Below are 14,316 nucleotides of genomic sequence, written 5' to 3' on the forward strand. Positions count from 1 at the left end.
GTCATGAAGACTACCAACCGACGTTCCCGTCTTACCCTGTTCAGCCTGTTGACTGCCTCGATCTGGCTGGCTGGTTGTTCGACCCCTGCGCGGGTGCCGCTTCCTGATGACAATACGCTCAAGGCCGGGCACCAGGCCGCGCTGGGCCTGGCCGACCTGCCACCGCCCCAGGTCTTGATCCAGAGTGGGGACTTGTTGCGCATCGTGCGTGATGCGCAGGAGCCCGCAGCAGCCGACGACATGACGGTATTTGTCGTGCGTCCCGACGGAGTGATCTCGATCCCCAGCATCGGTCGGATCAAGGCGGCATTACGCACGCCTGAAGACCTGGGGAAGGAAATTACCGACAAGTACAAGCGCATCTACCGCGAGCCAGCAGTGACGGTGAACATCGCCAGCGCACCGAGCAATAAGGTGTTTATCGGTGGTGCGGTACCTAATCCGGCGTTTTTTGACCTGGCGGGCAATGTCAGTGTGGAGCAGGCGTTGCTGAGTTCCGGCGGGGTGTTGCCATCAGCGGACAGCTCCAATGTGGCGTTAATGCGCACCGGCCCGGATGGCAAGTACAAGACCTACTTCATCAGTTTGAACAGCATGTTGACCGACCCAAATCACCCTCGAGTGGCCCTGCAACGTGGCGACCTAATCTATGTGCCGCAGTCAGGTATCGGCGCGACGGTGGAAGCAGTGGATATGTACTTCACCCGTCTGTTCCCGATCAACAAGGGCATTGGCGTGGGCTTGAACTACGACCTGAATCAGAGTGACGTTAAAAATAGCGGGAACACCGTCGACTGTCGGGGTGGCACATGCTTCTAGCCACTAATGATCACGCCCTTCCGAAAAATAGAAGTTTTCACCTCCCCATCAATGGAGTGATCCTGTGATCGAAATCCGCTCTCTACGCGACCTCTTGCGGCTGTTTTTCATCTTCCGCCGCGAATTCAAACTGGCCGTGATCACCACGATTGTGGTGGCCGTGTTGGGTGCCTTCCTGTTGCCGGCTCGCTACGAGTCCGACGCGCGCTTGCTGGTCAAGCCAGGGCGGGACAACACCACGCTGCCAATCGAAGCCGCTAACCGCCAGACGTTGATTGCGCCCAGCACCCAACACGACCCGATCGTGGATGAGGAGAAGATGCTCACCGGTCGGCCCATCGTGCATATCGTTGCCGAGCGCTACCTGGCGATGACGTCCGAGCCGCCACAGGGCTTCTGGAAAGTCACCAAGTTCTACGTCAAGAAAGCCGCGGGTGAAGTGCTCGATGCGGTGCGCAGCGTCCTGCAATTCGTGGGCCTGGCCGAGAAGCAAAGCCCGCTGGAACGCCTGGCGACCAAGCTGGAGAAGAACTTCGAAGCCGGTCACGAGCCGGGCTCCTCGGTGATCGAGATTTCCTTCACCTGGGACGATCCGGTCATCGCGCAAAAGGTCGTCGAGACCTGGGTCGATGCCTACCTCGAAGAGCGGGCGCGGATTCTCGGGCGCAAGAGCCTGCATACCTTCTATGAAGCCGAGCGCACCAAGGTCGCCACCAACATCCAGGGGCTCAAGGATGAACTGCAGGGCCGCTTGAAGCAGATCGATTCGATCAGCGTGGACGCGCGCCTGAAAAACCTGACCAACCAGATCGACCGCGTCACCGACGCCAAGGTCACCGCACAAAACCAGATCGCGGGGATCCGCAGCTTCCTGGCCAACGCCAGCCAGCAGATCAAGAACCAGCCAGCGGAAGTGGTAACGGCCCGGGAAACCAGCCTCAACCCGACCCAGCTTGACCTCAAGCGCCAGCTCAACGCCCTGCAAGTAGAACGCGCACGCCTGCTGCGCACCTACCTGCCAGGTACGCCGCAGGTCAACCAGATCGAGCAGAACATCCGCGACATGGAAGCTCTCAGCGCCCAGGAAGCGACACGCCTGGAACGCTCGCAAAACACCGCGCCCAACAGCCTGGTGATCAACGTCAAGCAGCAGATCATCGACGCCCAGTTGCAGGAGCGCAAACTGGCCGGGGAAATCGAGAACTACGACAAGACCCTCGCCGAACTGCGCGCCCAGCGTGACCAGGCGATGACCGATGAACCCGAACTGAACAAGCTGACCCAGCAACTGCGCACCGCCGAGAAAAGCTACGCGCTGTACTCGGAAAACCTCGAACAGGCGCGCATCGACCACGAACTGGACAGCAGCCAGATCAGCAACATCGCCCTGATCGAACACGCCACCCTCAACCCGGCGCGCGTGTTTCCCAAGAGCCTGCTGATTCTGTTGTTCACCATTCCTGCCGGCCTGGCCGTCGGTTTGCTGACCATCTATGTGCTGTACCTGCTGGACCAACGTATCCACGATGGCGCGCGCTTGCAGGAAGTGTTCGGTGTACCGCTGTGGAGCAGCATCCCCGATGTGCAACACGCCACGCCGGCAGCCCTCACCGCCAGCATCTATCGCCTGTACAGCCTGCTGCCCGCCGAGCGCATCGCCAGCGAGGGCTTTGCCCTGGGCCTGACCTCGGCACGGCATGGCGAGGGCGTGAGCTTTATCATCGAGCAACTCAAGCGTCTGCTGGAAGAACGCGGCCACCGGGTCTCGGTCAACGGCAGCGACGCCGCGAAGCCGGGTGAAGTGCTGCTGTTGGATGCGTCTGCCCTGTCGTCCAACCCGCAGGCATTCCTCACCCTGCGCCGTGCCGACCAGATTGTGCTGGTGATCGAAGCCCGCACCAGTACCGTGCCGACCATCGAGAACGCCCTGTCGTTGCTGACCACCGCGTTCGGCAAAGTCGACGGGATGATCCTCAACCGCCGCCGTTTTGAAGTGCCGGCCAATGTCCTGGCGCGGATCAACAGCTGGCGCGGTGCGGCCTGATGCGCATTGCGCTGCTGGCGCCACTACCGCCGGAGCAGACCGGGATCGCCGACTACGCTGCGCATTTGCGCAGCGCGTTGCGCGAACAAGGCCTGGAGGTGCTGACGCCGCTGGAGGGTTGCCTGGACCTGGCGCAACAGCTGCAGCGCCTGCAAGCCTTTGACTGGCGCGGCGTGGACCTGGTGCATGCCGAGCTGGGCGGCGGGCGCTTTGCCGAGTTTCAGGCCCTGGACTACCTGCGCCGCACCCAACCGCAATTGCCGCTGACCGCCACCGTGCACGACCCGGAACGCCTGATCTGGCGCCGGGCCAAGCTGTTTTTCCCGCTGACCCTGCTCGAACGCCTGCCCCACCCGCTGCCCCAGGCGGCGGCGTTGCTGGCCGATCCATTGACCCTTTACGAAGAACGGCGCCTGGCCAAAAGCATGCGCCGCCTGATCACCCTCACCCGCCTGGGCGGCGACTGCCTGCGCCAGCGCATGGGCCTCAAGCCCGAGCATGTGGCGGTGATTGCCCACGGCAACCTGCCCATCGCCCCCGTGGCCTTGGCGCCGTTGCAACCGCTGCGCCTGCTGTACTTCGGCTTTATCTACCGGGGCAAGGGCATCGAAGACCTGCTACAGGCCCTGGCCCGCACCCTGGCCGCCCACCCGCAATGCCGTGGCCAGGTGCGCCTGACGCTGGCCGGTGGCACCGCACCAGAAATGACCTTCGACCCGGCCGGCAACTACCTCGATGGCCTGCGCCAACTGATCGCCACCCTGCACCTGGGCGATGTGGTGGACTGGCAACTGGACCTGCCTTCGGCCGATATCCCGCACACGATCCAGGCGCACCATGTGATGGTGCTGCCTTACCGCGAATCGAAAAAGCTCGGCTTCCTCGGCCAGATGCGCGGCACCAGCGGCGCGCTGTCCTGGGCCAATGCCTGCGGGCGCGGGGTGATTACCTCCAACGCCCGCGCCTTCGCCGAAGAAGTCGCCGGTGGCAATGGCATCACCTATCAACAGGGGGATATCGCCTCGTTGAGCGATGCCTTGAGCCGCCTGATCCTCGACCCGCAACAGGCCCGCCAGTGGGCCGACCACGCTGCCGATATCGGCCGGCAGCGCCAGTGGGCCAGCACCGCCCAACGCTTTGCCGAGTTGTTCCAGGCCGTAGTCAAGGAGCCTTTGCGATGAACACGTCCTCTACTCGCCCGATGTGGCGCTACTTGCCATTGGTCATTGCCCTGGCCGTGGGCGGCGCGCTGCTGCTCAGTGAAAAGGTCGACGCAGAGCCGGTCAACCTGGCGCCCCAGCGCACCGTGGTGTGGCGCGAGTTTTTGGGGGTGAACGCGCACTTTCTGTGGTTCAAGCCCGAGCAGTACCAGAAGCAGATCCGCCAATACCAGAAACTGGGATTGGACTGGGTGCGCGTCGACCTGCATTGGGACCGCCTGGAACCCAAGGAGGAAGACTATCAACTGAGCACCTTCGATGAACTGGACCGCACCCTGACCGCCGAGAAGATCCGCTCGGTGTTCTACCTGGTGGGCTCGGCGCCGTTCATCACCACCGCCCCCAGGGGCGCGGAATTCCAGGACCAGTACCGCCCACGGGATGCCAACGTGTACGCCCTGCGCCTGGCGCTGTTGGCCAAGCGCTACCCGAATATCAACGCTTGGCAGGTGTGGAACGAACAGAACCTGCCGAACAATTGGCGCCCGCAAGTGAATGCCGAGGAATACGCGCGCTTGCTGCTGGCCAGTCACCAGGCACTGAATATCGCCGCCCCGGACAAAATCCAGGTGATGGGCGGCATGGCCTACTACAGCCAGATGCCGCCGCGCGGCAAAACCCTGATGTTTGAAGCCCTCGGCAAAATGGGCGTACAAACCCTGGGCATGGTGGCGGCATATCACCCGTATTCGATGACCCCTGAAACCGACGAACCAGGCAAGAACGAAGTCCTGCTGCGCGGCGACCAGCTCAATGCGGTGCTGCACGGTGCCGGGGTCAAGGATGTCTGGGCCACCGAGTGGGGCTGGTCCAGCTATAGCGGGCCCAAGGAAATGCAGGACCTGATCGGCGTCGACGGCCAGGCCGACTTCACCTTGCGCCGCCTGGCGCTGATGGCGTCCCAGGACTACCAGAAGATTTTCCTGTTTGCCCTGTCCGACCTGGATGAACGCGCCTCCGTGCGTGACCAGCACTACGGCCTGCTCGACCTCAACGGCGAACCCAAGCCGGTCTACAGCGCCCTCGCCCGCTTCCTCGAGATCACCGGGCCGACGCTCAAGCCGGGCGTCACCCCGGCGCTGGAAGACGTACCCAAGACTTTTTACAGCGTGGCCTGGACCCGCGAAGACGGTAAACACCTGTTGATGTACTGGAGCGCTGAAGGCACCAGCATCACCTTGCCCAAGGTACAGCGCGCCGAGTTGCTGGACCCGCTGACCGGCGCCAGGCAGGCCCTTAACGATTACAACGGCATTCGCCCCGTGGTGAAACCGTCGTTGCAGATACTGGTGTGGTAGCACGCCCAGGCATGGAGAGCTGCACGTGAGAATCCTGTGGATTGTGCCCTATCTGCCGTGGCCGATGACCAGCGGCGGCAAGACCCGGCAGTACCATTTGCTGCGTACCTTGAGTGAGCGCGGGCACCGCATCACCTTGCTGGTGCAATCAAAGACGCCGGCCGACGCCGCCGTGCACGCCGCCCTCGAGCCCCTGCTCGAACGCTTGATCGTGGTACCACGCCGACCGCTGAAACACCCCATGACCCTGCTCGCCGGAGTGTTTGCGCCCTGGCCGTTGCTGACCACGGTCAACGGCCTGTCACCGGTGTTGCAGGCGCGCTTTGGCGAACTGCTGGACGAAACCTGGGATGTGATCCAGGTCGAGCACAGCTACAGCCTGCAACCGTACTTCAGTGTCCTGCACCAGCAATCGCGGGACTTCGTGCTCACCGAGCACAACCTGGAATCCAGCCTGGGCGGCGCCACCTATGACCGTTTCCCGAAGTGGGCCGGGCCGTTCGTGCGCTACGACCAGTGGCGCTGCCGGCAGTGGGAGCGCAAGGCGTTTGATGCGGCGTGCCATGTGGTGGCCGTAACCCAGGCCGACGCCCAGGCCATCGGCCAACTGACCGCCACCCCGGTGAGCGTGGTGGTCAATGGGGTCGACAGCCGTGCGTTCAGCGCGGTCAGCGCCGATGCGCAGAGCCAGCGCCTGTTGTTTGTCGGCAACTACGAATACGCACCGAACCTCGATGCGGTGCAGTGGCTGCTCGACGAAATATTCCCCAGGGTCTGGTTGCAGTGCCCCGGCGCCCGCCTGGCGGTAGCTGGCTTTGGCTTGCCCGAGCACTGGCGTGAGCGCTGGCCGGACGAACGTATTGAATGGCAGGGCTTTGTCCCCGACCTGACCGCCTTGCAACGCCGCTGCGCAGGTTTTGTCGCCGCCCTGCGCCATGGCGGCGGCTCCAAACTCAAAGTGCTGGAGGCAATGGCCGCCGGCCTGCCGCTGGTGAGCACCGCCCAGGGCGTGTCCGGGCTGGCGGTCGAGGCGCAAGCACACTATCTGCCTGGCGAAACCACCGAAGCCCTGGCCGAGGCCATTGTGCGCCTGCTGGACGAGCCGGCGCTGGCCAGCCAACTGGCGAATGCCGCGCGGGACTACGCGCGCAACTATCACGACTGGGCGGTGGCCGGTAACGAACTGGAGCAGATCTACCGCACCTTGCCCACCCAACAGGAGCCCCAAGCATGCGCGTAGCCCTGGATTACCGCCCCGCCACGGTCGCGCCTTCGTCGGGTATCGCCCGTCAGGTCCTGGCCCTGGAGCAAGCCTTGCGCGCCCGGGACAACACTGAAGTGGTGCTGTTCAGCGAGGCGCCGCTGGATCATCCCCAGCGCGACACCGCGGTTTGCCCGCCCTGGGCCAGCCCGCTGGAAGGCCTGCAACGCCCCCAGGTACGGCTGCGCTTTGAACGCGGTTTTTTGCCCCGGGGGATCCACGAACAGCGGATCGAGTTGTACATCGCCACGGCCAATATGGGCTTGCCCTTGTGCCGCAAACCCGCCGGCACCCGCTATGTGCTGGTGCTGCACGACCTGTTCCAACTGACCCATCGCAACTTCCATCGCTCCCGGCTCAAGGCCGTGGCCTACCGCATGATCGATGGCGCGTCGATTGCCTGGTCGGTGTGGCAGGCGGACCGGGTGTGGTGCCCGTCGCAGTTTTCGTGTGATGAAGCCGCGCGCCTGTTCCCCTGGGCGCGGGCCAAGTTCCGGGTGTTGCACAACTTGGTGCCGCAGTTCACCGAAGCACCCGAGCCGCTGCCCGAGGGCTTGCCCGCGCGCTACTGGCTGGTGGTGGGCACCCGTGAGCCACGCAAGAACATGGCGTTCTTTCTTGCGCAATGGCAAGCCAGCCGCGCCAGGGACCCGAACGTGCCGGACCTGGTGCTGGTCGGCCACGCCAGCGATGTGCCGGCGACCCTCGGCGACTTGCCCGGCCTGCATTGGCGCAACGGTCTGTCCGACGGCCAGTTGCAGGCGCTCTACCGGCATGCCGCGTACCTGTGGCAGCCTTCCTATGCCGAAGGATTTGGCCTGCCAGTGGTGGAAGCACTGAGTGTCGGCACGCCGGTGGCGGTGGCCCGTGGTTCGGCGCTGGATGAAGTGGCGCCCCCCACGGCGGCGCGCTTTGCGCCCGACGACGCCGGGCAACTGCAAACATTGATGGTGTCACTGGCAGCGCCCGGGACCACGGCCGACCCCGAATTGCAACGCACGTGGGCCCGGCAATTTGCCGAACCGGCCTACCGCCTGCGCCTGGATAAACTGCTCAAGGAATTGAACCGCTAATGCTGCCAGGAAAACTCGTTAGTCTGCTCCTGGGCCTGATCTTCGGTGGCTTGCTGTTGGCACTGCCGCCGATGAAGGTCTTTATGATCGTGGTCGGCCTGGGCGTGGCGCTGACCTTGATCCGCAAACCCTTGTGGGGGCTGCTGATCTTTGCCGTCTTGGCCACCAGTATTCCCTACACCACCTTGCAGTTGGGGATCCGCACCACCATCAGCGAAGCGGTGCTGGGCCTGACCTGGGCCGGGGTATTCTGGCAATCGTTTATCGGCAAGACCCGTGGCTTCATGGTCTGGCGCCCCACGGAGCGGGCCTTGATGTGGCTGATGCTGTTCAGCACCATCCCGTTTATCTGGGGCATGATCATCATCCACGCCGAGGGCAACGGGCCGGTCAACTGGGTGCGCTGGCTGATGAACCTGTCGTTGCTGTTTATCGTGCCGCTGCTGCTGCGCACCGATGCCGACCGCGACAAAGTGGTGGTCGCCCTGCTGCTGGGCAACCTGGCGATGCTGTCGCTGTCGATCTTCATGTTCCTCAAGACGCGCAATGCGATGTCGATGATCGACATCCTCACCGACCTCAAATACGCCCACCCCGAGGCGGTGAAGGACATCTTCTCGGCCAACTACAAACGCATGGCCTCGCCCTGGGTCCACCCGAACCTGACCGGTGGCGTGCTGGTGCTGTTCATCCCACTGGCGCTGTTTTACGGCTGGACCCGCACCGGCTGGCGCCGTGCCCTGGGCCTGGCGGTGGCGGTGCTCGGTTGCGCCGGCCTGCTGCTGAGTATCTCCCGGGGCGCGATTGTGGCCCTGGCGCTGATCCTGATCTGGCTGACCTACAAGCGCGTGCCCCACAGCGGGCGGATTATCGGCATCGGCGTCGCTTTTGTGATCGCCCTGGTGATGTTCTATCCGCCGTTGCAGGACCGTTTGATGACGATGTTCTCGACCACCAACGCCAGTACCGAGATCCGCTTCGACGAGTACGCCGGGTTCCCCGATGTCATGGCCAAGTACCCGCTGGGCATCGGCTTCAAGATCGACCCACCGGTGCCGGGCACTAACCTGCTGGGGATTTCCAACCTGTGGCTGAACTTCATCTACAAGATCGGCATTCCCGGGATGCTGTTGTTTATCGCCGTCACCGTGTTGTGGTGGCGTGAGGTTCGGCCGCTGGGCTCGGTGCGTAAAGTCACCGCCGACAACGCACTGTGGCTGGGCTGTGTGTGCGGTGTACTGGCGGCGCTGCTGACCGGGATCTTCGACCACTACTTCAGCTTCACCTTTGTATTGATCGCGCTGTTCTGGCTGTTGATGGGCATCAGCCTGCAACAGGTGCGCCTGAACCCGACCGTGACCGCTTCTGCTCCTGTTTCCGTGCCAAAGGATAGCCAACCATGAAACATCGCACTATTCACTCCCCCGACCTGCGTGACCGCCTGCCCGCCTTGGCCAGCGAACTCGGTGTGAGCCTGGAAGACTTGCAAGATGGCTTGGCCTGGTGCCTGGCCAACGAGGTGGTTTTTGAAGAAGGCGAAGGCAGCAACAAACTCTTCTGGATGACCTCTTTCGACGTGGAGCCGACCATTGGACATCCGGTGGCACGCCGCTTGTTCCATCGCATGAAACAGGATGTCCCGGCGCAGTTCCTGCCGATCTATGGCAAGAACTGGGCAACCCTCAAGGACCGCTGGCGCAGCGCCTGGGACATGGCCTACAACATCCTGATCAACAAGATCCCCAGCCACCACATCCGTATCGGCTGGCTGCGCCTGGGCGGTGCGAAGATCGGCAAGGGCTCCAGCCTGTGGCGCAACACCGAGGTGTTGGGCATCCACAACCTCAGAGTGGGCGACGACACCGTGATCGGCTGGCATTGCCAGGTGGATGCGCGCTCTGGCCTGGTGATCGGCAACCATGTGGCGATTGCCTCCCATGTGCTGATCATCGCCGGCAGTCATGACTTGCAGGCGCCGGAGTTCTGGTCGATTTCCGGGGCGATTTACATCGACGACTACGTGTGGATCGGCAGCCGGGCACTGATCGGTTTCGGCACCCATCTGTGCGAAGGCTCGGTGGTGACCGCCAATACCGTGGTGGCCAAAACCGTCGCACCATACAAAATTGTCGGCGGCACCGGTGCCAAAGTCATGGGCGAACGCGTTCGCGGGCTGAACTACAAGGTGGGTGGCAAGGGCCTGTTCACCCTGTTGCACTGATGTTTGGCAGCACCCTGTGGCTGACCCTGGCGACCCTCGCCGGGCTGGTGGCCGGCTTTGCCCGGGAATGGCTGCTGGTCGCGGCCTGGGGTGCGGGCAGCCGCAGCGATGGGTTCCTGGTGGCGGTGTTTCTGCCCGAAGCGCTACGCATGACCCTGGCTGCCGGCTTGCTCGCAGCGGCTGCCCTGCCCCTCTATCAACAACGTGATGGGCAACGCCAGCAAGCGTGGTTGGCCAGCCTGTCGCCGCGCCTGCTCGGCGTGGGCCTGGGTCTGTTCGCCCTGCTGGCACTGGGCGCGCCATTGTGGGTACGGCTGATCGGCCCGGGGCTGGATGCCGCCGCCCACGACCAGGCCGCCGCCAACCTGCGCTGGTTGGCCGCCTGTGCGCCGGGGTTGGTGATGCATGGCCTGTTCAGTATTCCGTTGCAGGCGCGCCAGCGCTTTGTGCTGCCGGGGCTGGGTTCGTTACTGTTCAACCTGCCGCCGGTGCTGTACCTGTTTATCCAGGGCACGGCCAGCGACAGCGAGGAACTGGCGCTGTGTTTTTTTGCCGGCAGCGTGTTGATGTGCCTGCCGCTGCTGGCACCGGTCTGGTCGTTCGGCTGGCGCCCCTGGCAGGTCAAGGGCGATGCCCAGGCCGGCCGCGAGCTGCTGGGACGTATCGGTCCGCTGTTGGCAAGCAATGTCGCCAGTCAGGGCCTGGCCTTGCTCGAACGGCTGATCGCCAGCTACCTGGGCGAAGGCGCGGTGACCTGGGTCAACCTGGCGCGCAAACTGATCAACCTGCCGTTGATTGCGCTGATGAGTCTCAACCAGGTGCTGCTGGGGCTGATGAGCGGCGAACAGGGCCAACAACGCCTGGCCTTGCTGCGCCGTGGCCTGGACGCCGCGACCCTATTGAGCCTGCCGGCCGCCCTCGGCCTGATTGGCGCGAGCCCCGTGCTGATTCACCTGCTGATGCCGGCGCAAAGTGCCGACGGCCCGCTGCCCGCCCTGCTTGCCTGGTTCGCCACGCCCCTGGTGTTCGGCGCCTGGAACGCCATGCTCGCCCGCTATGCCTACGCCAGCGGCGATACGCGCCTGCCGCTCAAGTGCGAACTGCTGGGCAGCCTGGTCAATGCCGGCCTGCTGGTAGTGCTGCCGTACTTTTTCGGCCTGCCGGGCATCGCCTTGGCGGCCTTGGGTGGGGTGATCGTCACCAACCTGCTGCTGATGCAACGCCAACACCTGCTCGGGCAACTGGGCTGGCCATTGCAGTGGGGGCTGAGTGTGGTGTTGCTGGGAGCAGCGGCGCTGGTCCTGCACCCATTGCACAGCGATGGCTGGCAGTTGGGCTTGAGCACCCTGGCGGGCGCCGGAGTGCTGCTGGGGTTGGGGCTGTGGCTCAAGCCGTGGAAGGCGTGAGCTGCACACAGCAAAAAGGCAACGCGCGGAGCTGCTGCCTGTGATGGCGGTGGATCAGCCAATAGATTCGGTGGCTGATACGCCGCTATCGCGAGCAAGCTCGCTCCTACAGGGGATTTTTGTCGGGTACAGTATTTTGGCCGTGACACCAATCAAAGGTGGGAGCTGGCTTGCCTGCGATGGCGGTGTGTCGGCCGACAAAAACAGTGCCTGAACTACTGCTATCGCGGGCAAGCCCGCTCCTACAGGGGATATTTGTCGGGTGCAGTATTTTGGCCGTGACACCAATCAAAGGTGGGAGCTGGCTTGCCTGTGATGGCGGTGTGTCGGCCGACAAAAACAGTGCCTGAACTACTGCTATCGCGGGCAAGCCCGCTCCTACAGGGGATTTTTGTCGGGTGCAGTATTTTGGCCGTGACACCAATCAAAGGTGGGAGCTGGCTTGCCTGCGATGGCGGTGTGTCAGTCGACAGTAACAGTGCCTGAACTACTGCTATCGCGGGCAAGCTCGCTCCTACAGGGGATCGGGGGCAGGGTTAGAAGTCGTACTTGATGCTGGTCATCAGGTTACGCGGCGCGCCGTACATTCCGTGGTTGCCGGCATAGCTGAAGTACTCGCGATCGAACAGGTTGTTGAGGTTGACCGAGGTACTTAGCTGCGGCGTCACGTCATAGCGCAGCAGCAGGTTCGTGATGGCGTAGCTACCCTGGCTGAACGTGTGCAGGTCTTCACCGACCTTGCTCTGCCAGTTCACTCCCCCCCCCACGGTCACCTTGCTCAACGCTCCCGGCAGGCGGTAGGTCGTGAAGGTTTTCAGGCTCTGGCGCGGCAAGGTGGTGACGATGCGTTTGTCGTCGGCATCGGTGCTGACCGCATAGGCGTAACCCGCCGAGGCTTGCCAGCCTTCGGCCAGCTCACCGTTGAGTTCCAGTTCGACACCCTCGGTGGTGGTGCCCTTCTCGTTGCGATAGGTGTTGCCGCCCGGCGTGTCGATCCAGATCGCCAGGTTGTCCTGTTCCAACTTGAACAGCGCCAGGCTGGTGTTCAACTGCTCGTCGAAGAAACTGCCCTTCAAGCCCAGCTCGTAGCCCTTGCCTTCCATGGGTTCCAGGGCCTTGTTGTTGATGTCGCGCACCCAACTGGCCTGGGGATTGAAGATCTTGGTGTAGCTGGCATAGGCCGACCAATTGTCGGTCAGGTCGTAGACCACCCCGGCATAGGGAATGTACACGCCGGTTTCCGACTCGCTGGTACGGGTGGCAACGCCGCCGTAGGGGCTGTCCTGGGTGTCGCGCTTCCAGTCGATGACCCGACTGCCGAGGATCACGCTCAAATCGTCGGTCATGCGCAGGCGGGTACTCAGGTAGGCGGCGTACTGGCTTTCATCCACCGAGGATTTGCCGGTCACCGGGAAGCCCGGCTTGGCCGAGTGCCCGTCCCAGTTGAACAGGTTGTCGATGGCGCCCGCCGGGGAGCCGGAATACGCATAGTTCCAGCCGCCATGGCTGGGCACGTTTTCCTTGTACTTGGACAAGGTCACGCCGGCGATCAACTCGTGCTCACGGCCCAGCAGGTCAAACGGGCCGGTGGCGTACAGGTCGAGATTATCCTGGCGCGGGGTACCAGAGAATCGCACTGGCAACTGGGTGGTGCCACTGCCATCACTGTTGAGGCTGCCGTTGACGTAGTTGAACACCTCATCGAACTTGTTTTGCGAATGGGTGAACTCAGCCTTGGCGCTCCAGCCGCTGTCGAACTTCTGCTCGATGGAGGTAAAGAAGCTGGTCTGCTCATGGTCGTTATAGGACCAGGCCGGCGCAGTATTCAGGGAGCGGCTGAGGTTGCTGCGCGAACCATCGGTAAAGCGTGTGGGCAAACCGGAGCGCGCCGGGGCGTCGACGTCGGTGCGCAGGTAGCTCAAGCCCATGGTCAGCAAGGTGTCTTCGGTCAGGTCGAATTCAGTGATGCCGTACAGCAACTGGGTCTGCTGCTTGTAGCGGTCGACCCAGGCGTGTTCGGTCTTGTAGTCGGCCACCAAGCGCCCGCGCACATTGCCGGTTTCGGTCAGGGGGCCGGATACGTCGAGGCCGCTGCCGTAGCGGTCCCAGTTGCCTGCTTCGGCGGTTACGCTAGCCCGCGCCTCGGCTGTCGGGCGCTTGCGGATCAGGTTGATGGTGGCCGAGGGGTTGCCCATGCCACTGATCAGGCCGGTGGCGCCGCGCACCACTTCCACCCGGTCGTACATCGCCATGCTCTGGGTGTAGTTGTCCATGCGGGTGACGGTGGGCACACCGTCGATTTCGAAGTTCTGGATCTGAAAGCCACGGGAGAAATAGGCGTCGCTTTCCGAACCCAGGCCGTCGCGCAACACGATGATGCCGGGGGTGGCATCCAGGGTGTCCGACAGGTTGGTCAGGCGCTGGTCGTCCAGGCGCTGGCGGGTCATGACGGTCAATGATTGCGGGGTTTCCCTGGGCGTCAGGTTCAGGCGGGTTGAGCTGCTGGACGACTGCGTGGTGTAGGAGCCGGTGCCCTCGGTAGTCGACCCCGGCGCCTTGCCGGAGATCGATACGGTGCCCAGTTGCAATGCGCCGTCGGCAGGACGGGGTTGCAGGGAGTAGTTATCGCCGCTGCCGCGCACCGCTTGCAGCGAGCTGTTACTGAGCAGGATTGCCAGGCCGGTGTCGAGGTCATGTCGCCCTTGCAGGCCGGGGCTGGTCTGCCCTTGCGTGAGCGCGGCCGGGTAGGACAGCAAGATATGCGTGGCCTGGCCAAACTGGTTCAACGCACCGGCCAGGGAGCCTGGGGCAATGTCGAACTCCTGCTGTGGCGCGGCCATGGCCCAGGCCGGCGCCAGCAACAACGGTGCGGCCCCGGCGAAGCTGGCAATGCCGCGGACGACGGCCACAGCCAGTGATTTTTTCAGTGTTGCCCGAATGGTGCGTTGCGGGTGCATGCGCTGTTCCCCAGATA

General features: G+C 63.4%; 10 protein-coding genes. 9 read left to right on the forward strand and 1 reads right to left on the reverse strand.

Annotated elements, in window-relative coordinates; all coding sequences use genetic code 11:
* The first annotated feature begins 3 nt into the window (after positions 1–3).
* The 9 genes from HKK57_RS26680 (at position 4) to HKK57_RS26720 (ending at position 11,342) form a co-directional block, all read left to right on the forward strand.
* Positions 4–819, forward strand: a complete 816-nt coding sequence (locus HKK57_RS26680; protein WP_169391150.1) for a polysaccharide biosynthesis/export family protein — start codon at positions 4–6, stop codon at positions 817–819.
* A gap of 64 nt (positions 820–883) precedes the next feature.
* Positions 884–2,863, forward strand: a complete 1,980-nt coding sequence (locus tag HKK57_RS26685; RefSeq protein WP_092235408.1) for a GumC family protein — start codon at positions 884–886, stop codon at positions 2,861–2,863.
* A complete protein-coding gene (locus HKK57_RS26690; RefSeq protein WP_169391151.1) occupies positions 2,863–4,044 on the forward strand; it encodes a glycosyltransferase in 1,182 nt (393 codons plus the stop codon). Before HKK57_RS26685 ends, HKK57_RS26690 begins: the two co-directional genes overlap by 1 nt.
* Entirely contained in the window at positions 4,041–5,381 is a 1,341-nt protein-coding gene (locus tag HKK57_RS26695) for a beta-xylosidase (RefSeq protein ID WP_169391152.1), read from the forward strand. The genes HKK57_RS26690 and HKK57_RS26695 overlap by 4 nt, the downstream gene beginning before the upstream one ends.
* Before the next feature lie 25 nt (positions 5,382–5,406).
* Positions 5,407–6,621, forward strand: a complete 1,215-nt coding sequence (locus HKK57_RS26700; RefSeq protein ID WP_169391153.1) for a glycosyltransferase family 4 protein — start codon at positions 5,407–5,409, stop codon at positions 6,619–6,621.
* Complete coding sequence (locus HKK57_RS26705; RefSeq protein WP_070995581.1) at positions 6,612–7,715, forward strand: glycosyltransferase family 4 protein; 1,104 nt, start codon at positions 6,612–6,614, stop codon at positions 7,713–7,715. Before HKK57_RS26700 ends, HKK57_RS26705 begins: the two co-directional genes overlap by 10 nt.
* Positions 7,715–9,118: an O-antigen ligase family protein gene (locus HKK57_RS26710; RefSeq protein ID WP_169391154.1), complete on the forward strand. Its 1,404-nt coding sequence runs from the start codon at positions 7,715–7,717 to the stop codon at positions 9,116–9,118. Before HKK57_RS26705 ends, HKK57_RS26710 begins: the two co-directional genes overlap by 1 nt.
* Positions 9,115–9,936: an acyltransferase gene (locus HKK57_RS26715; RefSeq protein ID WP_070995579.1), complete on the forward strand. Its 822-nt coding sequence runs from the start codon at positions 9,115–9,117 to the stop codon at positions 9,934–9,936. Before HKK57_RS26710 ends, HKK57_RS26715 begins: the two co-directional genes overlap by 4 nt.
* Entirely contained in the window at positions 9,936–11,342 is a 1,407-nt protein-coding gene (locus tag HKK57_RS26720) for a lipid II flippase MurJ (RefSeq protein WP_169391155.1), read from the forward strand. Before HKK57_RS26715 ends, HKK57_RS26720 begins: the two co-directional genes overlap by 1 nt.
* 536 nt (positions 11,343–11,878) lie before the next feature.
* On the opposite strand, the gene HKK57_RS26725 is transcribed toward HKK57_RS26720, so the two are convergent.
* Positions 11,879–14,299: a TonB-dependent siderophore receptor gene (locus HKK57_RS26725; RefSeq protein WP_169391156.1), complete on the reverse strand. Its 2,421-nt coding sequence runs from the start codon at positions 14,297–14,299 to the stop codon at positions 11,879–11,881.
* Positions 14,300–14,316: the final 17 nt, after the last annotated feature.

Source organism: Pseudomonas sp. ADAK21 (genome assembly GCF_012935735.1).
Lineage (GTDB): Bacteria > Pseudomonadota > Gammaproteobacteria > Pseudomonadales > Pseudomonadaceae > Aquipseudomonas > Aquipseudomonas proteolytica.